The organism is Photobacterium sp. DNB22_13_2 (assembly GCF_052873915.1).
In genome coordinates, this window is sequence record NZ_JBNNXU010000004.1 from 84,846 (window position 1) to 106,761 (window position 21,916).

Here is a 21,916-nt window from a genome sequence, read left to right on the forward strand (position 1 = left end):
AAAACTTAATCTTATCTCTATTTTATTCGAACTAACAAACAATTATAGCGTTAGATGATAATGGAGAGAATGTATCAAACAAAAAGAAAGGGAGCACTAGGCTCCCTTTCTACTATCAACAGAGTTTAACCACTTGTTGCTTAAATATGCTCAAGAATTTTATTACAAGAATCTTTCGCATCGCCGAATAGCATCTGTGAATTTTCTTTAAAGAACAATGGGTTCTGGACACCGGCATAACCCGTATTCATCGAACGCTTAAACACAATCACATGTTTCGCATTCCACACTTCAAGCACTGGCATACCTGCTATTGGGCTATTTGGATCTTCCATCGCTGCTGGGTTAACCGTATCGTTGGCACCGATAACCAAGACAACATCGGTTTCACCAAGGTCATCGTTGATTTCATCCATTTCCAGCACGATATCATAAGGCACTTTTGCTTCTGCAAGCAAAACGTTCATATGGCCTGGTAAGCGACCCGCAACTGGGTGAATACCGAAACGTACATTCACACCTTTCTTACGCAGTTTATCTGTAATCTCATGTACTGGGTATTGAGCCTGAGCAACGGCCATACCGTATCCTGGAGTAATAACGACAGAACGTGCATCTTTCAGCATTTCAGCGACTTCTTCAGCCGATGCCTCTTGGTGCTCGCCATGGTCAACATCTTCAGCCGGAGCTGCACCATCATTACCGAACCCACCCGCAATCACACTGATAAATGAGCGGTTCATAGCTTTACACATGATGTAAGACAGAATTGCACCAGAAGAACCAACCAATGCACCTGTTACTATTAGCAAGTCATTCGCTAGCATGAAACCTGCGGCTGCCGCAGCCCAACCCGAATACGAGTTCAGCATTGAAACGACCACTGGCATATCCGCACCACCAATTGAAGCAACTAAGTGGTAACCAAAAGCAAAAGCGATCAATGTCACGACAATCAGTGCGAAGATCGAACCTTCTGCTTTTACAAACATCACCATTAGCAAGAACGACACAACAATAGCCGCAAGGTTTAACTTGTGGCGATGTGGCAGCATTAGTGCTTTTGATGAAATGGACCCGCTTAATTTACCGAAGGCGACAACCGATCCGGTAAATGTTACCGCACCGATGAACACTCCAAGGAAGACTTCAACCAAGTGGATATTTAACAGTGCACCTGTTAACTCACCATGATCTAAGTAAGTATTGAAACCCACCAGTACCGCTGCCATACCCACAAAGCTGTGAAGGATAGCCACCAGTTCAGGCATCTGGGTCATTTCAACTTTTTTCGCGTAGTAGATACCAATTGCACCACCAATGATCATGGCTAGGATGATCCAGCCAGTACCTTGAGCATCAGGGCCGAAAATCGTTGCAATTAAAGCGATTGCCATACCGGCAATACCGTAATAGTTACCAGAACGTGCAGTTTCTTGCTTAGAAAGACCCGCCAACGACATGATAAATAGTACCGCAGCAACAATGTATGCCGCTTGTACGATTCCTGCAGACATGTGTTACTCCTTATTTATCTTTACGGAACATTTCAAGCATGCGCTTGGTAACGGTGAATCCACCGAATATATTGATACTCGCGATTAAGACGGCAATAAAGGAAAGGAAGGTGACAACTCCTATCCCTTGGCCAATCTGCAACAATGCACCAACGATAATAATGCCTGAGATGGCATTAGTAACTGACATCAAGGGAGTATGAAGTGCATGGGTAACATTCCATACCACGTAATAACCCACAACACAGGCTAAAACGAAAACCGTAAAGTGAGCAAGGAACTCTGCAGGGGCATAGTTAGCTAACCAAGCAAACGCTGCGATACCTGCGGCAATAAAGCCATATTTTTTAACCGGAGATGTTGGCTCTTCTACTTTTTCAACCGCAGCTTTAACAGGTTGAGCTTGCTGCTGAGGCGCTGCAGAAACTTTGATTGGTGGCGCAGGCCAAGTAATTTCGCCTTCTTTGATCACGGTTAAGCCACGTAACACTTCATCTTCAAAGTCGATATCAATGTTACCGTCTTTTTCTTTACAAAGAAGTTTTACCAAATTGACGAGGTTTGTACCGTACAATTGCGACGATTGAGTAGGAAGACGGCCAACCATATCTGTATAACCAATAATCTTCACACCATTCTCAGTGGTGATAACTTTATCGGCCTCGGTATACGCACAGTTACCGCCATTTGCCGCAGCAAGGTCAACAATTACACTGCCCGCCTTCATTGAATCTACCATTTCTTTGGTGATCAATTTAGGAGCAGGACGACCGGGGATAAGAGCGGTAGTAATAATTATATCGACGTCTTTAGCTTGCTCTGCGTATAGACGTTCGGCTGCTTTATTAAATTCGTCAGACATTTCTTTGGCATAACCATCGCCAGTAGAAGTGTCTTCTTGGTAGTCCACTTCTAAAAACTCTGCGCCCATTGATTCGACTTGTTCTTTAACTTCAGGTCGAACATCAAATGCGCGAACAATAGCACCTAAGCTACCTGCAGCACCTATAGCAGCAAGACCTGCAACACCTGCACCTGCAACTAATACTTTAGCGGGTGGAACTTTACCTGCGGCTGTGATCTGGCCAGTAAAGAAGCGACCAAACTCATGCGCAGATTCAACAACAGCACGATAGCCTGCGATGTTTGCCATCGAACTCAATGCATCCAATGCCTGAGCACGTGAGATACGTGGAACCGAGTCCATCGCCATCACATTAATGTTTTTGCTAGAAAGCTTTTCGAGTAGTTCAGCATTTTGAGCAGGCCAAATGAAGCTAACAATGCTAGCGCCATCTTTCATCAACTCAAACTCATCGACACCTGTTTGCTCATTTAATTGAGGAGCGTTCACCTTAAATATCAAGTCAGAAGACCAAACATCTTCTGTTGACACAATTGTCGCTCCTGCAGCTTCATATGCAGCGTCATCGAAACTTGCAAGAATACCCGCATTTGTCTCAACAACGACGCTGAACCCCATTTTTAACAGCTGTTCAACCGTTTTCGGCGTCGCAGCTACTCGCGTTTCATTGGCGAGTATTTCCTTAGGTACACCAATTTGCATTATTAATCCCTAAATTACGGCAAATAAGTAACAATTTTTTATCCAACCACGAACATAATATCAAGCAATTTGTAGTCAAAATACAAAATTAAATTACATAAGCATTGTCATACATAACAAATGTTACCTTCTAACAGTAAGAAAATAACGTTTATAACACCTGGACAGAGGTCAAACCACAAATAAAGTTAATAATGCATGCACTCAACAATGCATAAATCACTAACTTTTCTTAATTTGGCTTGATAAAAATCCATCATCAGCAGTCTGAATAGTGTTTTTGTCGTTTTAAACGCCAGGGAAATGAGGTTGTCCATTGAAGGATACTAAAACAATCACCATTCCCTGATGAGTGTTGCACTACATACATTCGTTGCAGCTCTCTCTACCGTTTGGGAATACCTGCTAGTGGTAGAGAAAACTAGCAGGCCAGAGAATAAATCAACCGAACATATTGTCGCCAGTTTGATCAATAAACATTTTCGCTTTATTAATCATAAAAGACTCAGCATCTGCTTTGGAAGATAACAGATCAGACCTGACAAACACGTGTGTTTTCACTTCGTCTCCATACTGCTTGCAAATTCGCCCAGCAATACGAAACTGCCCCCCTTCAACCTTCGGCTCTGGATAAATCAAATAACCATTGTATTCAACCGGCTCCACATCAGTAGCTTTTGTTTCTTGCTTGCTAAATCCAAATAACTTTGAGAAGAATCCCACTTCAATTATCTCCAAAAATCGCTTTGATACAGTGACATGATGCCATAATCTAATAAAAAAAAATGAAAGCAAGATTAAATTCTTGGAGATCTCTTCCTTCAGTACTAACTCAGTTGGCTAATGCTACTAGATCAGTTGTGGCGATATTTTATTTTGCACGGCATTCAGATAAGGTTTGATAATCACCATATTCATTGACATTACACTACACAGCATCACTCGCCGGTCAGCACAAAAAATAATTTACAAATACAAAAAAGCGCCGGAAAACCAGCGCTTTAGAAGTCTTTTATACCCATCATCCGCTTGCTTAACGGTACATACCGATATCTTTTTGAATGTGTGCAGGTAAGTCTGAAACGTTGTATTGTTTTGTAGTTCCTTTACGCACAAATACAATATCAAATGCGTGTGCAATCAATCCTTTGAAAGTTACCGCATAGGCTTTTTTGTCCATTGCGGTTGGGGTTGCGATGGTGTCAAAGTTCATTGCCTGTGCCATGATTGCCTCTCGTTAGTATTTTTAATCAACTGTAGTTATTTTATGCTGATTGAATCGCAACCAAAAATGACAATAATTCCACAAAAAGATTAGTTTTTATAATGCGTTAATTAAATGTTACAAGGGAAATTCGTGACCTGAAAAATCATGTGAGGTTTATGAATAAACAAACATTAATTGAATATTTTTTGCTTATTGAGCTATTACCTTGCACATCAATCGCTTTTCCCGTAACAATAAATCAACACGCAGTTATTATGGAATTTTTCGATGCTGTTCTTTATCTCTAAACATTCATCGGTTTTACTTATAGTGGCGACCTTTGCTGGCCTCCTTTGGCCAGAGGCTTCACTGGTAGTCTTTCCTGCTTTACCTTATGTATTGTTCTTTCTCATGCTATTCACGCTTCTTGGCATCGAGCAAAAAGCTTTACTGAAAGTATTGAAAGAGAAAAGCTGTTGGATTTACACATTACTCCATAGTGTGGTGATGACGGTGATATCATGCTCGCTTGCAATCTTATTCGGCGCTTCTGATTCATTGCTAATCGCCATCGCTTCCGTCTCAGCGACAGGCTCTTTATTTGCCACGCCCGCCATTGCACGTTCAATTGGGCTAAATGCGCTAACTGCAATGGCAATGACAATTGCAACCACACTTATAATGCCACTCGTTCTATACGTAAACCTGTTTTTATTTCAAAACGATGAGTTTTCATTAGACATTGCTAGCTATCTCATACGCTTGATTGTTTTCATCGTCTGCCCTATGGCATTTTCTGCATTGGTCTACCATTTTGTTCCACGGCCCACCTTAACTCGGATTCACAGCAAATTATCCCAAATTACCATTCTTTTGGTTTTTGCTTTTCCATTTGGTCTTGTTGGCCCATTAAGAGAAGCATTTAATAGCAACCCTTCTATCGCGGTAAATTTCGTTATAATCTCTTTTTGTGTTTGTTTCTTATTTTTTCTTTCCAGCATTTTATTTTACCTACGTCAAGGTAAAGATATTGCACTACTAGCCGCTATTACTTCATCAAATCGAAATGTACTTTTAACTTTTACCGTTGCTGGTACGTCTTTAGGTCCTGACTTTCTTATTCTATTGGGTGCGCTGCAAATTCCGACTTACGCGCTACCTCTCTTCGTAAGGTTGATAAACAACTACATTACAACTCGTCATCTTTCACCTCAAACCAACAACACAAAATAGCATTTGGTGCTCGGTTGAATGCCTGATGTCAAAATTATCAAATAAATAGCTCTCTTCACCTTGCGCGTATTTTTTCTTTTCCTTATAGTGCAAAAGAATTCTCAGGGCGGGGTGAAATTCCCCACCGGCGGTAGTCCTTAAAAAGGAAAGCCCGCGAGCGCTTATGACTTGATTTATCAAGTCATAAGGTCAGCAGATCTGGTACAAGAAGGCATCGCTTTTCCAATCCAGAGCCGACGGTTATAGTCCGGATGAAAGAGGATCTCAGTACAGTACTTGTCTATCAAATGGACAAGGATCTTTTATACAGCATTGTCACTTCCAGTAATGCTGTGTATCTTTTCCTGCCAGTTACTTGTGTGACTGTGCTTGCTGACTTTCCATGCCCTGATTCTGGTAAATATTTATTTTAGGAGTTTCTTACCATGAATCAGTCTCTACTTACCCCATTTGGCTCTGCATTTGAACGTGTTGAAGCTGGTCTCGAAGCTATCCGCCAAGGTCACGGCGTATTGGTTGTTGACGATGAAGATCGTGAAAACGAAGGCGATATCATTTTTGCAGCGGAAACATTAACCAGCGAGCAGATGGCACTGATGATCCGTGAGTGTTCAGGTATCGTTTGCCTGTGCTTAACTGACGAGCGTGTTAAACAGCTTGAACTGCCAATGATGGTAGAAAACAACACCAGTGCAAACCAGACCGGCTTCACCGTCACAATCGAAGCTGCTAAGGGTGTTACAACGGGTGTTTCCGCCGCTGATCGTGTAACAACGATCCACGCAGCCATTGCTGATAATGCTGTACCTGCCGACCTTAGTCGTCCTGGCCACGTATTCCCATTGAAGGCAAACCCAGAAGGTGTATTAGCTCGTCGCGGCCATACCGAAGCAACAGTCGATCTAATGCGCTTATCAGGTATGAAGCCTTACGGTGTGCTTTGTGAACTGACGAACCCAGACGGTACTATGGCGCGTCTACCTGAAGTTATTGAGTTCGGCAAACTACACAATATGCCAGTACTGACTATTGAAGATCTTGCGGCTTATCGCTTGGCCAAAGAAGTCGCCAATTTTGAATCCGTTGAGACATTAACCGCTTAAGCGCTTTTCATAATTGCCGAGTATTGATAATACTCGGCAATATACCAAAGTGACTTGGGTATATAATTTAAGTTCTACATCCCTGCTGAAGGCATGAAATGTATCAGTAATCCCCATGCTGATACCCACCCCACTATCATAGCGACATCACTCCAGTCTTTATTCATCCCTGACCCCAGATTAAATCAATCTTACTTCACAATGTATTAGCCAATATTTATGACCACAAAGACATGATAAAATTCAGCCAACAAATAAAAGCTGTAACCAACATCTCATTATCAACAGAGTACCTATTATTAGAAATAAAAAATCCGGTAGATGACCTACCGGATTAATATGATTTTCTGAGCTAAGAAGAGATCCTAGTCTAAGCAACATGCTCTTGTTCGCATCCACACGGGATATAATTGATCATTGTCTGCTCAAAAGCACCGAACGTTTCTCGGTTTCTAGCGTACTCTTCAAAAGCATCAGCCATCGTAATATTCAAAGGGATAGGCTCAACCTTGGTGTTTACCAGCGCACCATAGCCCTCTTTTCCTGTTGCTGTATATCCAGAAGACACTGACAAATATATCACTTCGTCTTGAACATCTTCCCAACCACCGTTTTTATACAACCTTAACTCCTCAATCCTCTGCCCTTCGGGGGCACAACATCGGTAGGTATACTTCAATCGAGAGGTATAAGGAAAGCTGCCACTACCCGTACCTTCAACACCATTATCAATGGCATTATTAATAGCCCCTTCAAGCGCAGCGCGTAATTGATTGCCACTGACTTCATAAACCATTAATCCAATTGCAAATGGCAACAAGCGACCTGATATATCTGCGGCAGTGATCGGGCCTGCATGCAATGAAGCTCTCACCCCGCCCGCATTATGAATACCGAAGTCCACTGCATGCCCACGCTGCCTTGAAGACCAAACGAAGCTATCAACCACTAGCGGTGCAATTTGGCTAGGACCTTTTTGGTCTGGAATTCGAATGTGGCGCAACGGTTCTGTCAGCACAGCAATTTTTTTAGTCTGCAGTTCTCGAACCGCTGGTCTGTAATTTTGGTTTAGCAAATTCTCTACATGCGGATCTTTAACACAGAAACGGATATTACCTTGTGCATAAAGGTAGTCTTTCACCATCTGGTGAGTTGAGTCGTCTAAGTGTTCACTTCGACTGGCATCTACAGTGAATTGCCGCCCCAGTAGTAGCTTATTATTGCCAGCAACGCTTGCTATCGAGCCGTCAGAATTAAAATCAAGCTCAAGTTGACCTAGAGCTAATGCGTTGCAGCCAGCCTGAACAACGCAGGTACCATTAATCTGTAGCGCATACTCGTCAGATACACTGAAACCAATATTACTAAAGTCACCTTGCATCGTATGGGTGTGGCCGCCAATTATGGCTCCAATACCGTCAATTTGCTCCGCCAATTCCAAATCGCGTTCATAGCCGAGATGGCTTAGGACAACAATTTTATTGATCCCTGCTCGACGAATAGCATCTACTGTTCTCTGTGCTACCAGCGACACATTGAGGAACTGAGTGTCTGGATCCGGGTTCGCGATACCCGCCATGTTTTCAATTGCTAACCCAAACATGGCTACGGGCTCCCCATCAACATCCTTGACGAGATATTGCGCATGCTCATTTTCATTGTCATATGCCAATACGTTAGGTTTAGGCTGCAGGGGATTAGGCTTACTCTGATGTTCTTCAGACAAATCCCAGTTACCTGCTAACAAAGGGAAATGAGCCAGATCCATAAAGTCAGCGACCATCTGGTTTCCCATATCGAGCTCATGGTTACCCAGTGCCATGGCATCGATTTGTATCGTATTGAGAAGATCTGCGTTGGCGACACCTTTGTATAGCGAAAAGAACAAAGTACCTTGAAAACAATCACCCGCGTGAACAAACATAAACTCACGGCCTTGTAATAGAGCCTGTTTCTTTGCCTCTCTCACCGCGGAAGATACCCGAGAGAAACCTCCGCAACTTGCAAACACCGACATTGGTGATTCAGCAGTATTCAAAGGGATCTGCAGAGCAATGGTTGATGGCTCAAAGTGTGAGTGGGTATCATTAATGTGGGCAATAGTTATCTTTGCCGAGCGATGATGTTGTGTCATAAAGCGTTGTTGGCCTCCACAGATAGGGAAACCCTATCTTATATCAAAACCCGTTCGTTCTCAGATTTTTATGAGTGCATATTGAATGTTTGCATTAAACATCGTCAACCAGATCACATTAGGAATTCCGTATTATATTTAAAATTATATTAATTCAATAACAGGCGGATGATGGTGGTGCTATCAATAGTCGCAATCTTGCTTGCCGCCTTAGTAGGCTTTCTCGCCCAGCGGACTGGTCTATGTATGGTACGCGGAGTACATGAGTTAATTGCCCGCCGCCCTGCATTCCTATATGCAATACTATGCTGTGGTTTCTGGTATTGGCTCATTGTTCCCTTTACTGGAAAGGAATGGGTTCCGTTCTTGGCCAACCGCTTTGACGGTACCTTTCATTTTTTATTGGGTGGGCTGCTATTTGGCCTTGGCGCCGCTTTAAACAAAGGCTGCTCAATTTCGACTATCTCCAAGCTGGCAAGTGGTCATTTTTATATGTTGGCAACCATTATTGGTTGGATCGCTGGCTGGTTATTACTACCTACACTAACTCCGCCCATTAGTTACCAGCCACTTAACGAAATACATACCCCCATATTACCCATTTTGATCCCTCTGTTGTTGATGCTATTTATCACTGTTATTCAAACTTCAACCGAACGACGCATGCTAATGTACGGCGTACTGTTCTTTGGAATAACAGCAAGCCTCTTAACCCTTATCGAACCACAATGGTCACCAAGCCAATTGCTGAAAGATATCTCTTATAGTTTTTATCACAGAAGTTCAGAGAATTGGCCTGCACTTGAACGATATTTCATCATTGCTGGTTTGGTGGCTGGTATGGCTATTGGCTCTAAAAGCAGACTTCCACTGAGTGATTTCAAATTTCGCATTAAGCAGCTTCTTGCCCACCTTTTTGCAGGTACTATTATGGGGCTTGGCGCTTCATTGGCCTTAGGTGGTAATGATTCACAACTCCTCATCGCCTTACCGGCATTTTCTCCATCAGGTGCGGTTGCCATTTTATTTATCATCATCGGTATAGCAACGGGACTAGCGATCAGAAAAGTTTATAAGCGAATAACTCAAAAGAAAAAGCCTAATACGAATATGGATAAGTAACTATTTGAATATTAATGTAGATGGATATAAGACCACGCCGGAGTAGCGTGGTTTTATCTACACTATAATGTTACTGCAAACGCTATCAATCAATTATTGGTAGCGTCCATGACGTTGTAAGAATTCAATTTTGTAGCCATCAGGGTCCTGAACAAAGAAAAACTTCGCCAACAACTGGCCATCACGGAAGAATTCTTTAATGTCCGCAGGCTCATAGCCTAGCAGCTCCAACTTCTTGTGCTCAGATTCTAACTCATCAACCGCAACGGCAATATGGCCATAACCACTGCCGTGAGAATAACTGTCAGTACCTTCATTCCACGTCAGCTCTAGCTCCATATCGTTTTCGTCATTACGCAGGTAAACCAAGCTAAAGCCTTCAAAGTCCAGGCGCTCAGCAACATCCAGATCCAATGCTTCTTTGTAGAATTTCAATGACTTATCTAAATCACCGACACGTACCATTGAGTGAATAATTTTAGCCATCTGACATCTCCTTGATAATCAATAAGTTAGTATTTATATTGGTAGCTGACTATAACAACTCGATAATCAGACAACAAGCAGTTTCCCTTTCCCTTTCAAGTAGTTAATTTTCAATATTGTGACAAATACATCGCCAGTTCTCGGCCTTATGAGATAGGCTTAAAGTATAGGGTTAACAAACGTTGGAGTGTCTGTGTTTGTTCCTGTTCATCTATGAGGTGGCTATGCAGTTAAAACGCATTGAAATTTCTGGCTTTCGCGGTATTAAGCGATTATCACTGTCATTCGATGAGCTCACTGTTCTCATCGGCGAAAATGCGTGGGGTAAGTCCTCTTTACTGGATGCTCTCGACATTGCCCTTTCACCAGATGCAACATTTCATACCTTTCAATATGACGACTTTCATGTCGATTACAGCGCCGGCCATGCCAAAATGAGTCACCTTAATATCATCCTTCATTGGCAGGAAGATTACCCCGGTGAGCATAAGGCAAGACGTTACAAAGCTTTTTCTCCAGTTTGGGTGAAAACGAGCAAAGAACAATGCAAGGAGCTGTTCTACCAAATCACTAGTAGCGTCAAAGATGACAAAATTACGACACAGCGCCGATTCCTCAATAAACACGGAGAACCCATTGATTGTGACGATAATGAAAAACTTGCAAAACAATTAATGGTATTACACCCAATCGTAAGAATACGTGATGCTCGTCGGCTAAGAGAATACCCGCCAAACAGTGCTTCAACCGTAAGTACCAGTAATGGTAACGGCTATAGCAACGGTAACACAGACCGACGAAGCGATGATAATACACGGATCCAGCGAAGGCTCGATAATACATGTCGACGCTTAATGACAAAACCCGGCCATGTCAGCCAAGCTGAAATTAAAAGCAGCATCAATGCACTACATACACTGGTTGATCACTATTTTGCTTTCACGCCACATTATCGCAGTCCAAGCTTCGATCGGGCTCACTTCCCTGATCGGGCTCAATACGCTATTAATCCTCTGGAACAACTCACGGAGCCTGAAACCACCAAGCAAAGTCGATTGGTATTGATGGGGCTGCTTAACGCATTTATTCGCGCACGAGGTCCTGTTGAACTAAAACGTATTTCAAGACCTATCATGATCTTTGAAGATCCAGAGGGTCGATTACATCCAACGATTCTTCACCAAGCATGGACATTTATCAGTAAAATGCCGATGCAGAAAATACTGACCACAAACAGCCCTGATCTCTGCTCCGTTGTGCCGTTAGAAAGCATATGTAAACTCATTAGAAAACCAAACAAAACCAAAGTGTACTCCATTATTGAACACCGGCTTAGTCGAGACGAAGAGAGGCGTGTCACTTTCCACCTGCGCGTTCATCGGCCCAGTGCTCTCTTTGCGCGCGCATGGCTTCTGGTTGAAGGAGAAACCGAGGTTTGGCTATTTAATGAACTGGCACGAATATGTGGCTATAACCTAGCGGCAGAAGGAGTGCAGATCATCGAGTTTGCACAAAGTGGACTAAAACCGCTCATTAAGGTGGCACGCCACTTTGGTATTGAATGGCATATGGTTGCTGATGGAGATATGGCAGGTAAAAAATATGCAGATACTGTTAGGAGTATTTTGGGAAATGAAGCGGAACGCCACCGGCTAACCGTATTACCCAAGAAGGATATTGAGCATTTCCTATTTTTCAACGGTTTTGAACCACTGTTTAGAGAACTGGCCAACATTCCAATCGAGTCTCCCGTTGCTCCGAAAAAAATCATTCAACGAGCACTGAAACGACAAGCTAAACCTGATGTTGCCTTGGCAATGATAAAATTTATTGAACAAGAAAATGTCGACAATATCCCTTTGTTACTTAGGTGGATCCTCAAACGTATTGTTGCTATGTCAAGAGGGCAAAACTAATTCCTATACCCAGGCAATTTAAATATATAAAGCCCATCTATCGGAAAGAAATCAGTTATGCTTTTCAAAGAACAATGTCACAGTTCCGACCAAGAATCCCCATTTAGTCATTTTTGCTGTATTGAACAAATGCTTTTCATCTTGTAAATGCATCCAATCGCTGAAGGTAATGTCGTAGGTTGTATCATCGACTGGAACACGTAGTACATACTGCCAGTGTAATGTATTGCCCAAGGCTACTCCCTTCGCCTCACCAACCACATCATCTGCACGACCTGTATACGAACCATCGGTGTGTTGGGTTATCACCCATACACGACGTTGCTCCTCGCCATCATCAAAGACAAAATCTTCCTCAAGTGTTAGCGTGTCATTTACTACCGTTCCTTTGATATCAACAGTAAATCGCCTTGTTTGTTTTCCACTTCGGTCCTGCAACATTCCCCAAGCGGTAATGTCACCTTCAAAATAACTGAACAGGTTGAACACCGGCTTTGTATTCTGATAGTCATTGATAGAGGTACTACAGCCTAATAGTCCAATCAGACACATCACAAGCCACCCAAATTGCCCAATTCTTTTAGTCAAATTCATGGTTGTTGAGCCCTAGCGTTTACCAATTAATTGATAGCGGATTTCTGGGTATGCTGTATTAGGCGATAGCCAGATATGAAGGAATGACTGAGACATTTCGAAATCCTGTAATTCACCAATTTGACGATTCCCTTGGAAGAAAGCCCCCTGGTTGCCATTCATAACAAATATCAATCGGTCTCCTTTCTTCACATCGGGCCATATCTGTTCTAATTGGTTTGTCCAACGACTACGTTTCGATGAACTGATCCCAAGATGACGCCACTGATCGTCAGTCGCCTCAATCAGATCCTTACTATCAATATTGCGGTGATACCGAATAACGAGCGCGAGGTTGTCTCCCTCCCCCTGATACACACCATCAGGTGAGCGTAATTCTGAATCATAAATAACCCATGGCCCCCACGTTAATCGCGCATCACCGACCGCAGGCCAAGCCTGCCAAGGTGACGAAGCGTGAACACTCCATGAAAAGAAACAAAAGGAACTGGCAACAATAACAGTACGAATTAAATTGGAGCATACCTGTTTCATACATCCCCCTAGTAAGGGCATCAGTTATCAAATTAAGCTTCACACACTGCTTTGCGCTTTATCAGCATGACGATCGCTGTAGAAAGAACAAACCAACTCGCAAATAGAATGAATAGTGTGAGTTCAACGCCTAATGGCCATTGCACAGCCTGGAGACGATAACCGGCGAAGTAACTCATGGCCCCACCAACTCCCCCAAGCAAACCTATAAAAGCAACTGAATAATTGGAAATGGTCTCTTTCATGAACCAGACGAATGCACCGAAGCCCAGCCAAAGCATAATTAACCAAATTGGAATCAATAGTGTTTGGAAGTCCAAAACATTAGAAATACTGAGAGCCCCATCCATCAGCACACCGGCGCAAGCGATAGAAAAGGCGTACCGCCCAACTGATGGAAACTTCCACCAGCAGGCAGCAAAAAGAAGCACAAGTACCCACACATAAGCCTGTTGCCCTAATACCGCTATTAACCAATACACATTAAAGATCAGTCCCGCCGCTATAAGCTTTTTACTAGACATTTTAACCACCTTACTGTCCAGTATGGCGTTGGTATTGACGACCTAAGCTTGAGTTAGGTACGCCACCCGCTTCGGCTTGCTACCAACTGAACAGTGCTGATACTTCTTTCTAAGAAACCACCTTCACAGTAGCAAAGGTAGAAACGCCACATTCTAATAAATCTTTCATCGAAGCCTTGCTGCATGTATAGGTCAATATTGCGATTGAAACCTTTATGCCAATCTGACAAGGTTCTCGCATAGTCCATTCCCATATCTTTCAAATCACGAATAACAAAATCCGTGTGCTGAGTCAGGTGTTGAGATAAAACAGTGACAGAAGGTAAAAAACCACCGGGGAATATATATTTCTGTATAAAATCCACACCTTTACTGTAACTATCATAACGTTGATCCGTGATTGTGATTGCCTGTATTGCAAGCAAACCATCGTCCTTGAGTAATGACTGGCACTTTTTGATGTAAGTGGTCAGATACTCTTTACCAACCGCTTCTATCATCTCAACCGATACAATCTTATCGAACTTACCCGTAAGATCTCTATAATCATCAAGCAGTAAGGTCACCTTATCGCTAAGGCCTTCCTGTTCAATCCGCTGTTTAGCCCACTGGTGCTGAGCATCGGAAATAGTGGTCGTCGTTACCTTACACCCATAATATTTTGCTGCATGAACAGCCAACGCACCCCAGCCTGTTCCGATTTCTAACAAATGATCTTCCGACTTAAGATCTAACTGCTTGCACAAACGATCCATCTTGTTGAACTGTGCTTGATAGAGGCTTGTTTCACCGTCCTCGTATATACCAGCCGAATAAAGCATGTTTTCGTCTAGGAATGTACGGTAGAAATCATTACCCAGATCATAATGAGCCAGAATATTTTTCTTCGAAGACTGCTTGCTGTTCCGTCTTGTGTAGTGAAGCCACTTGTCTTTCACAGCTGTTAACCAACCGACCTTTGACTCAATACTGTCAAGAATATGCAAGTTCCTTGCTAATATCCGTACAACCTGTGTTAAATCAGGAGAGTCCCACCAACCGTCCATATAAGCTTCACCGGCTGCTATACTACCGCCATCTAAAATCCGCTTATAAAACCCTTGATGCTTAACGATCAATTGCGCCTGCAGTTCACCAGTTCTATCACCAAATTGATGTGTCTCGCCATTGACTTCTGACACCATCAAACCGCAACCGCTTAGCAGCTCCAAAAAACTAAAGATGATTTTCCTGGCAACGCGGTCAGTACCTGTTAGAGCCAAGGCTCCTTGACTAACTTCACTATTCAACATGGTGCCTCTACTCCTTATTATTTGATGATGGAGGATAATGCTTGTTTTTATTTACCGCTGATTGCGACTGGATGTTTACCGGGTGCGAATAAAATGGCACTTTTTTAAACCACAAACGCAATGCCTGCCAATAAATACCGAAGACGACTTTCACAGTTTGAATAGGCGTTTGTGCAATGTGCCGCCAAAGGCTTGATGACGTCATAGGGAGTCGCTTCAACGACATCGTTGCATCCAGCACCTTGATATCACTTTTACTGTCATGAATATCTAAATGAAGAAATACTGTTGCAGACGGCTCCTTCAATTTCCAATAATAATGCTGAGACATCGGGTTAAATGGTGAAACATGAAAGGCTTTTTTCTCAAGCCATTGTTGTTTATCCCACTGCCCCGCAGCAGGTAAGGCGTAGTAGTGTTTTTCATTCCAAGGAGTATTACTCACTTCGGCCAACACCCAGCGCCATTTACCCTCATCATCGAACACGTAATACATGTTTAATGGGCTGAAATAGAGCCCGGCATAGCGCAACTGACAAAGCATGAAAACATCACCGCTTATTGACTCATTAGTAAGCTCATGCAGCTTTTCAAAAACCGCCGATTTCAACGCTTCTGCTTGTCCTGCCATGTCTGCGTCCATAGATGCCTTGACCTGTTCAGACCCCCTTAAATAATCAGAAACCTTGAATCTTGCAAAGTGGTACCAATGTCGACCGAAACCAAACACGCACTTCTCAAGTTGCCCAAGTTCATCAAGGTTGATAAGAGGCATAAACATTGGATATTGAAACTGATGTGACACCGGCGTGAATCGGCGATGCCTAACAACACCAGAAAATATACCGCTACGCATCATTATCCCCCGCTCCTCACCGCAGGTTCAGCCTTTCTATTAGCTTCATTTGCGTGTTCGGTTATTTGGCTACTTTGACCAAGAGTCTGCTTTGCGATTAATTCAATGACATCTAAAGCACTACGCACACCGTCCTCATGAAATCCGTTGTACCAATAAGCGCCACAATACCATGTGTTATCTACGCCATTGATCTGCTCTCTTCGCTGCTGGGCTTCAATACTTTCTGTGGAGAATACCGGGTGAGAATAAACGAACTGACGCAGAATTTTTTCAGGTGCAATGTGTTCTGTTTGGTTTAGCGTAACGCAAAAGGTTTCTGGTGCTTCAATACCTTGTAAAATATTCATGTTATAAGTTAGCGTGGTCTGCTTATCTTCCCATTGACCACTTTCATTATTACCCAGGTGATAGTTCCAAGATGCCCATGCCGCCTTACTCTTAGGCAATAGCGACGCATCTGTGTGAAGCACGACATCGTTTTTTTGGTACTTGAGGGCACCCAAGATCTGACTTTCGGTCTCGGTGGAATTTGCGAGCATATTCAGGGCTTGATCGCTATGACAGGTGAATATGACATGATCGAAGATTTCATTGATACCATTGGCTGCGACAACAACTTTGCCATGCGTCCGCTTGACAGATGTAACCGGGCAAGCCAGCCGTATCTTGTCTTCAAACGGAACAATCAGGTGCTTAACGTATTCGCGCGACCCTCCGGGTATTACATACCATTGTGGACGATTGCTAACTTCCAGTAACCCATGATTACGGAAGAAATTCACAAAGAAGGTTAAAGGAAACTGGCGCATGTCTGACAATGTAGACGACCATATTGCGGCGCCCATAGGAAGAATATAATTTTCACAAAAGTATCGATTAAACTTATGTAAATTTAGAAACTCACCTAAGGTTTGGCTCATTTCCGTGGCCAAATCGAGGTCTTTTGCTAATTTATTAAATCGAAGAATATCGAAAATAAACCGGTAGAACGTTGGGTTTAAGATGTTTCTTTTTTGTGCAAACATCGACATTAAATTATTGCCATTATATTCCAACCCATTTAACGCATTATGAACGCTGAAACTCATCTCAGTCGGTTTACCACACACGCCTATTTCAGCCAGCAATCGCTCAAAATTCGGGTAGGTTCTGTCGTTAAACACAATAAAACCAGTATCAATGGCATAACGACCACTGGCAACATCAACATCGACGGTCGCAGTGTGGCCACCAATGTAGTCATTGGCTTCAAAAACAGTGATATCATGTTTTTTATCCAAGTAATGCGCACATGTTAAACCTGATATACCACTACCAATAATTGCTATTTTCATGCGGTTTTCCCTGTCATACGTTTTACAGTCGCCAATTGCAACCTGATGGGTAATAGAGCAATAAACTTCAAGAACAAACTGAATTTGAGCGGAAAGTGAATTTCTTTCTTTCCTGCGGTAATACCCTGCCGAATTTTGTCTGAAGCAAATTCCGGGGTCATCAACATCGGCATTGCGAAGTCGTTTTTATCGGTCAATGGTGTTTTTACAAACCCTGGACTCACTAGACTGACCGTCACTCCTTTATTCGCCAAATCCACTGCCAGCGTATTAGCAATATAAGCCACAGCAGCTTTAGATGAACCGTACGCTTCAGCTCTAGGTAACGGAATATATGATGCGGTTGACCCGATTATAACGAGGTGTGTATTTTCATTGAATGACGACTGCAGAGCTTCGATACAGTTTAGTAAACCAAAGATGTTAACCTCATATACTCGACGAAATAGCTCAACATCTATTTGGCCGTGCTCGATATACTCACACGTCCCCGCATTAAGAATAATCAACTGAGGAACGTCAGTGAGTGAAGATAGTTTTTCACGAACATCTTCATTATTTGTCACATCAAAATTGATTGCAGATATGTTCGCATTAGTATCGGTCAACGCTTGCAACCGTTCAGCACTTTGTCCGCACCCTACTACCAGCCAACCGTCATTGGCATAATCGATGGCCAGTTGCTTTCCGATACCTGAGCTCGCCCCTGTAATCAGTACCTGTTTATTCATAGTCATCATTACAGCCTCGCTTTAAGGTAACGCACGATAGGACCTAGCATAGGGATCCCTTCATAGATCATCTCCCCCATATCAAAATAATCTCTATGATGTATGACTTTCCCATCAGCAAATTCCAACCGTGAACAACCATTAACCATCCGGCTTTTTCCTGACTGTAGTCTTGGGTGTTTAAATGTCATTACCCATTGCACATAAGCAATATCGCCACGACAGACATGATCCGTAATATCAAACCGACAATAATCAACAGCGTCGAATAACCGAATAAAATAATCAGAAAGCTGAGGCCAACCCTCCATGCGATGTGCAGGATCTTCAAAAACAATATCGTTATGGTAGATATCTTGAAGCACTGACAGATCTTGCTTATCAAGATTCTGATATATAGTGACGAACTTGTCGGTTAACGCAACGGTATGCTCATCCATAGTGACTCCAAAATTCAAAATTCAAAACCCAGCTCATCATGTATTTATTCAAGTTTGTGGGTTACGTTCATCTTTAGCTGTTTTAAATGACGCGATTGCCAACAATCTTGCCTGCTTATGATCAACAATTGGTTTGGGGTAGTTTATTCTGCCTCTATCAGGCCAGAGGTGTGGCTGATGAATATATTTATCCGGTACGTCTTTTAATTCATACAACCAAGTACGGATAAATTCCCCTTTTGGATCAAAACGTTCGCCCTGAGTTGTTGGATTAAATACCCTAAAGTAAGGTTGTGCATCAGTACCTGTCGAGGCTGCCCACTGCCAGCCTCCGTTATTTGACGCAAAATCACCATCCACTAGTTGAGACATGAACCATTGCTCGCCAGCTTGCCAATGGATAAGTAAATCTTTGGTAAGAAAGCTCGCGGTAATCATCCTTAAACGGTTATGCATCCAACCTGTTTGTTTTAATTGGCGCATCGCGGCATCAACGATTGGGTAACCAGTCTGACCATTCTGCCATGCCGTTAACAACTCGCTAGATGGCTGCCATTTGACATTTTGGGTCCATTGCTGGAAAGGCTGCCCCCGGCACAAATTGGGATATGCCACTAATAAATGGCGGTAGAATTCGCGCCAAATAATTTCATTTAACCAACTAAATGCACCGCTTTCCGGCTCATCCAAGCACATTGGACTTACTGCTAACAGTACAGCAATGCACTGCCGTGGAGACAACATCCCCAATGCAAAATAGGGGGACAAACAGCTTGTGCCATCTATTGACGGTATATCGCGTTGCTGATGATAGTCTTCCACTTTCTCATAGCAGAATGTCACCAATCGCTGACGGATAGTCTCTTCCTCGACAGGCCATCGCATACTGTCAACCGCAGGGTAAGTGACAGACATATCATTCTGTTCAAATTCTTTAATTGGGCAGCTTAAAGGTTCAGGTATTGGCAAAGGTGATGGTGCAAGCGCCCTAAACAGATTCAACCACTCTTTTCTAAACGGAGTGAACACCTTAAAGGCTTCACCTTTTTTCGTTAGCACCTTACCTGGCTCTATAACACAGGAATCGTCAAAGGCGCTGAACTTGATCTGCTGCATGGCAAGTCGGTGACCAACTTTGTCATCACGTTGGAGCTCATTCCATTCATATTGCTTATTACAAAAAACATGCGAGACACTGTTATTTTGCGCCACTTCCAAAATAGCTTGCGGGATCTGCTCGAAATCTGCGACTTCTTTAAATTCGAGCGGTATCCCAAGACTGGAGAGCTGCTCACGCAATACAGGTAAACGACGGCGGATTAAATCCACTTGCATGGGGGAAATATAGTGTTCATGCCATTGCATCGGTGTAGATATATACAGGGCGATCAGTTGATCGCATCGCTTTGCGGCTTCGAACAAAGCCGTGTTATCAACGATACGTAAGTCAGAGCGAAACCAAATTAGCCCTACCTGTTTAAGCTGACTCATGTTGCCACTCCAGTAATTCAGGATGAATAGTGTTAATGCTTCCTGCCGTTAATAGCTCTAACTCCGTCGCATTCAGTAACTGCTGTATTTGACTTAAAACATCTTGAGACAGTTTGTTATCACCCTCTAAAACTATTCTCTTATCGGTCCATGAATTTAACAGAGGCACTAATGGTGTTAGTTTGCCTTTTAACTTTGGCAGCATGGTGACACTGTAACCCATCTCAGATAACTCAACGGCTTTGAGCCAGAAGCGAGAACTTGGCTGTTCATCAAAGCTCACCAAAATACATGTTTTTTTATTGCGTTTGCGTGAAGCCGCAACCAATGACAAACAACGCTCTTGAAGCACACTAGCCCACATCACACTTTGAATATCGACTAAGGGGTTATCAGCTTGCTGTATTTCATTAATAACAACACGTGCAATTTTACTTTCCAGTACCTTCACCGGGTACTCTTTCATCAACTGGATTAACTGTCTATCTAATGAAACAGCATCTAATTTCGCCAATGTCGAGAGGATCTTCCCTATCGCTTTCTGGCTATCATTTTGGCAATCGTCAATATGTGGTGAAAGCTTGCCAAGCATGGGCTTTACTTTCCCGATAGCAACACCCTTATCAAGCCATTCAACGATTTCTTTTATTGTGCTGATGTCCTGTTCGGAATACAGCCGATGCCCTTTCTCTGTTCTTTTAGGGTTCAGTAGCCCATAACGTCTCTGCCAAGCCCTTAGCGTTACCGAGTTAATGCCGGTAATTTCAGAGACGTCTTTGATTGCATAAAATTCTTTTTCAGAGTCCATAGCGTAACTTCAAATCTTCCGGATAAGGGTCAATAAAAGTTTGTAGTTGCAGATAAGGATCCGGGTATTCGCGCAAGTAATGTTTAATCAATGCCATTGGTACAAGAATCGGCTGATGACCATCTTTGTAGCTCATAATCAAATCAGATAGTTCCTGTTTCTGTTCTTTGGTAAGTGAACGTTTGAAATAACCTTGCAGATGCATTAGCACATTGGTTTTATTCTTTCTCGAAGCCCGTTCTTTAATCGCATCCATAAACTGCAATCGATATTCAAGATAAAACTCATTGATATCCCATTCACTTATATGAGCAACCATACTGCCGAGCGCTTTATAGGCAATTGGATTATGTGCCATAAGCACCAACTTATAACGAGAATGAAATTTAACAATGGCATTTGCAGAAAGTTGGTCACGCACCGAATGGTAAAAATCATTCAAGGCAAAGATACGAAACACAAAGTTTTCTCTCAGGACAGGATCATTCAATCTGCCATCTTCTTCTACTGGTAGCCAAGGCATTTTTGCCATTAGTTCACGTGTGTAGATACCGACTGAGCCACCAGGGATGGTGTTATTGTTTGGGATATGAAGCTTAACCCGCTCCATGCCACAGGTTGGTGATTTGGCGCACACTACATAGCCACAAAGATCATCGAATTGCGACACTTTCTGCTTAGCAAAGGCAATCATTTTGTCTGTGTAATCGACGTCTTGATTCTTGCTGTCAACTAAACGAATGTCTTCTGAGGGCAATTGCAACAAGCGAATAGCAGGACGCGGCACCTGCATTCCAATACCCACTTCAGGACAAACAGGCTTGAACGTAAGGTACTTGGCTAACTCGTCAACCATGAAGCGGTTGAGTTTATGCCCGCCATCAAATCTTACTTTCTCTCCCAGCACACAGGCGCTAATTCCAACGGGTATTTGCATGACTATCCCTACCTTGTACAAAACTAATATGTTGTACAAGGAAGAGTAGTAGATTGGATCATTTATACAAATATTTTTTTTGTACAA

Annotated in this window: 21 protein-coding genes and 1 riboswitch; of the genes, 4 read left to right on the forward strand and 17 right to left on the reverse strand. The window is 42.8% G+C overall.

What is annotated here, in order from left to right; genetic code table 11:
* Positions 1–140: 140 nt before the first annotated feature.
* The 4 genes from pntB to ACVA58_RS07875 all read right to left on the reverse strand — a co-directional run bounded on the left by pntB (position 141) and on the right by ACVA58_RS07875 (position 4,309).
* Positions 141–1,517, reverse strand: coding sequence for a Re/Si-specific NAD(P)(+) transhydrogenase subunit beta (pntB, locus tag ACVA58_RS07860; protein ID WP_446509886.1), 1,377 nt, complete (start codon positions 1,515–1,517; stop codon positions 141–143).
* Between the two features lie 10 nt (positions 1,518–1,527).
* Positions 1,528–3,084, reverse strand: coding sequence for a Re/Si-specific NAD(P)(+) transhydrogenase subunit alpha (pntA, locus tag ACVA58_RS07865; RefSeq protein ID WP_446509887.1), 1,557 nt, complete (start codon positions 3,082–3,084; stop codon positions 1,528–1,530).
* Between the two features lie 441 nt (positions 3,085–3,525).
* Positions 3,526–3,807 (reverse strand): HlyU family transcriptional regulator, encoded by a 282-nt coding sequence (locus tag ACVA58_RS07870; RefSeq protein WP_446509888.1) that lies wholly within the window; start codon positions 3,805–3,807, stop codon positions 3,526–3,528.
* A 310-nt stretch (positions 3,808–4,117) separates the two neighbouring features.
* Positions 4,118–4,309 carry a hypothetical protein gene (locus tag ACVA58_RS07875; RefSeq protein ID WP_446509889.1) on the reverse strand — a complete coding sequence of 64 codons (192 nt, stop codon included), beginning with the start codon at positions 4,307–4,309 and terminating at the stop codon, positions 4,118–4,120.
* Positions 4,310–4,579: 270 nt separating this feature from the next.
* Here ACVA58_RS07875 and ACVA58_RS07880 point away from each other — a divergent pair, with 270 nt between their 5' ends.
* Complete coding sequence (locus tag ACVA58_RS07880; protein ID WP_446509890.1) at positions 4,580–5,524, forward strand: hypothetical protein; 945 nt, start codon at positions 4,580–4,582, stop codon at positions 5,522–5,524.
* 93 nt (positions 5,525–5,617) lie between these two features.
* Positions 5,618–5,791: riboswitch (FMN riboswitch) on the forward strand.
* A 158-nt stretch (positions 5,792–5,949) separates the two neighbouring features.
* A complete protein-coding gene (gene ribB / locus ACVA58_RS07885) occupies positions 5,950–6,627 on the forward strand; it encodes a 3,4-dihydroxy-2-butanone-4-phosphate synthase (RefSeq protein ID WP_446509891.1) in 678 nt (225 codons plus the stop codon).
* Positions 6,628–6,997: 370 nt separating this feature from the next.
* On the opposite strand, the gene ACVA58_RS07890 is transcribed toward ribB, so the two are convergent.
* A complete protein-coding gene (locus ACVA58_RS07890) occupies positions 6,998–8,761 on the reverse strand; it encodes a bifunctional metallophosphatase/5'-nucleotidase (protein ID WP_446509892.1) in 1,764 nt (587 codons plus the stop codon).
* Positions 8,762–8,929: 168 nt separating this feature from the next.
* Here ACVA58_RS07890 and ACVA58_RS07895 point away from each other — a divergent pair, with 168 nt between their 5' ends.
* Positions 8,930–9,883 carry a YeeE/YedE thiosulfate transporter family protein gene (locus ACVA58_RS07895; RefSeq protein ID WP_446509893.1) on the forward strand — a complete coding sequence of 318 codons (954 nt, stop codon included), beginning with the start codon at positions 8,930–8,932 and terminating at the stop codon, positions 9,881–9,883.
* 93 nt (positions 9,884–9,976) lie between these two features.
* Here the strand turns inward: ACVA58_RS07895 and ACVA58_RS07900 are convergent, their stop codons facing one another.
* Complete coding sequence (locus tag ACVA58_RS07900; RefSeq protein ID WP_446509894.1) at positions 9,977–10,369, reverse strand: VOC family protein; 393 nt, start codon at positions 10,367–10,369, stop codon at positions 9,977–9,979.
* A 224-nt stretch (positions 10,370–10,593) separates the two neighbouring features.
* Here ACVA58_RS07900 and ACVA58_RS07905 point away from each other — a divergent pair, with 224 nt between their 5' ends.
* Positions 10,594–12,285, forward strand: a complete 1,692-nt coding sequence (locus ACVA58_RS07905) for an ATP-dependent endonuclease (RefSeq protein ID WP_446510142.1) — start codon at positions 10,594–10,596, stop codon at positions 12,283–12,285.
* Positions 12,286–12,336: 51 nt separating this feature from the next.
* Here the strand turns inward: ACVA58_RS07905 and ACVA58_RS07910 are convergent, their stop codons facing one another.
* The 11 genes from ACVA58_RS07910 to ACVA58_RS07960 are packed head-to-tail and all read right to left on the reverse strand — an operon-like array spanning position 12,337 to position 21,829.
* Positions 12,337–12,837: a DUF3833 domain-containing protein gene (locus ACVA58_RS07910; RefSeq protein WP_446509895.1), complete on the reverse strand. Its 501-nt coding sequence runs from the start codon at positions 12,835–12,837 to the stop codon at positions 12,337–12,339.
* A 54-nt stretch (positions 12,838–12,891) separates the two neighbouring features.
* Positions 12,892–13,413: a chalcone isomerase family protein gene (locus tag ACVA58_RS07915; protein ID WP_446509896.1), complete on the reverse strand. Its 522-nt coding sequence runs from the start codon at positions 13,411–13,413 to the stop codon at positions 12,892–12,894.
* A gap of 32 nt (positions 13,414–13,445) precedes the next feature.
* A complete protein-coding gene (locus tag ACVA58_RS07920) occupies positions 13,446–13,937 on the reverse strand; it encodes a DUF2878 domain-containing protein (RefSeq protein ID WP_446509897.1) in 492 nt (163 codons plus the stop codon).
* Between the two features lie 53 nt (positions 13,938–13,990).
* Complete coding sequence (locus ACVA58_RS07925) at positions 13,991–15,229, reverse strand: class I SAM-dependent methyltransferase (protein WP_446509898.1); 1,239 nt, start codon at positions 15,227–15,229, stop codon at positions 13,991–13,993.
* Between the two features lie 7 nt (positions 15,230–15,236).
* A complete protein-coding gene (locus ACVA58_RS07930; RefSeq protein ID WP_446510143.1) occupies positions 15,237–16,085 on the reverse strand; it encodes a DUF1365 domain-containing protein in 849 nt (282 codons plus the stop codon).
* Between the two features lie 2 nt (positions 16,086–16,087).
* Positions 16,088–17,422, reverse strand: coding sequence for an NAD(P)/FAD-dependent oxidoreductase (locus tag ACVA58_RS07935; RefSeq protein ID WP_446509899.1), 1,335 nt, complete (start codon positions 17,420–17,422; stop codon positions 16,088–16,090).
* Positions 17,419–18,162, reverse strand: a complete 744-nt coding sequence (locus ACVA58_RS07940; RefSeq protein ID WP_446509900.1) for an SDR family NAD(P)-dependent oxidoreductase — start codon at positions 18,160–18,162, stop codon at positions 17,419–17,421. Before ACVA58_RS07940 ends, ACVA58_RS07935 begins: the two co-directional genes overlap by 4 nt.
* Complete coding sequence (locus ACVA58_RS07945) at positions 18,162–18,593, reverse strand: nuclear transport factor 2 family protein (protein WP_446509901.1); 432 nt, start codon at positions 18,591–18,593, stop codon at positions 18,162–18,164. The genes ACVA58_RS07940 and ACVA58_RS07945 overlap by 1 nt, the downstream gene beginning before the upstream one ends.
* 48 nt (positions 18,594–18,641) lie before the next feature.
* Positions 18,642–20,084 carry a deoxyribodipyrimidine photo-lyase gene (gene phrB, locus ACVA58_RS07950; RefSeq protein ID WP_446509902.1) on the reverse strand — a complete coding sequence of 481 codons (1,443 nt, stop codon included), beginning with the start codon at positions 20,082–20,084 and terminating at the stop codon, positions 18,642–18,644.
* A complete protein-coding gene (locus ACVA58_RS07955) occupies positions 20,071–20,892 on the reverse strand; it encodes a MerR family transcriptional regulator (RefSeq protein ID WP_446509903.1) in 822 nt (273 codons plus the stop codon). Before ACVA58_RS07955 ends, phrB begins: the two co-directional genes overlap by 14 nt.
* Positions 20,882–21,829 (reverse strand): YbgA family protein, encoded by a 948-nt coding sequence (locus tag ACVA58_RS07960; protein WP_446509904.1) that lies wholly within the window; start codon positions 21,827–21,829, stop codon positions 20,882–20,884. The genes ACVA58_RS07955 and ACVA58_RS07960 overlap by 11 nt, the downstream gene beginning before the upstream one ends.
* Positions 21,830–21,916 lie beyond the last annotated feature (87 nt).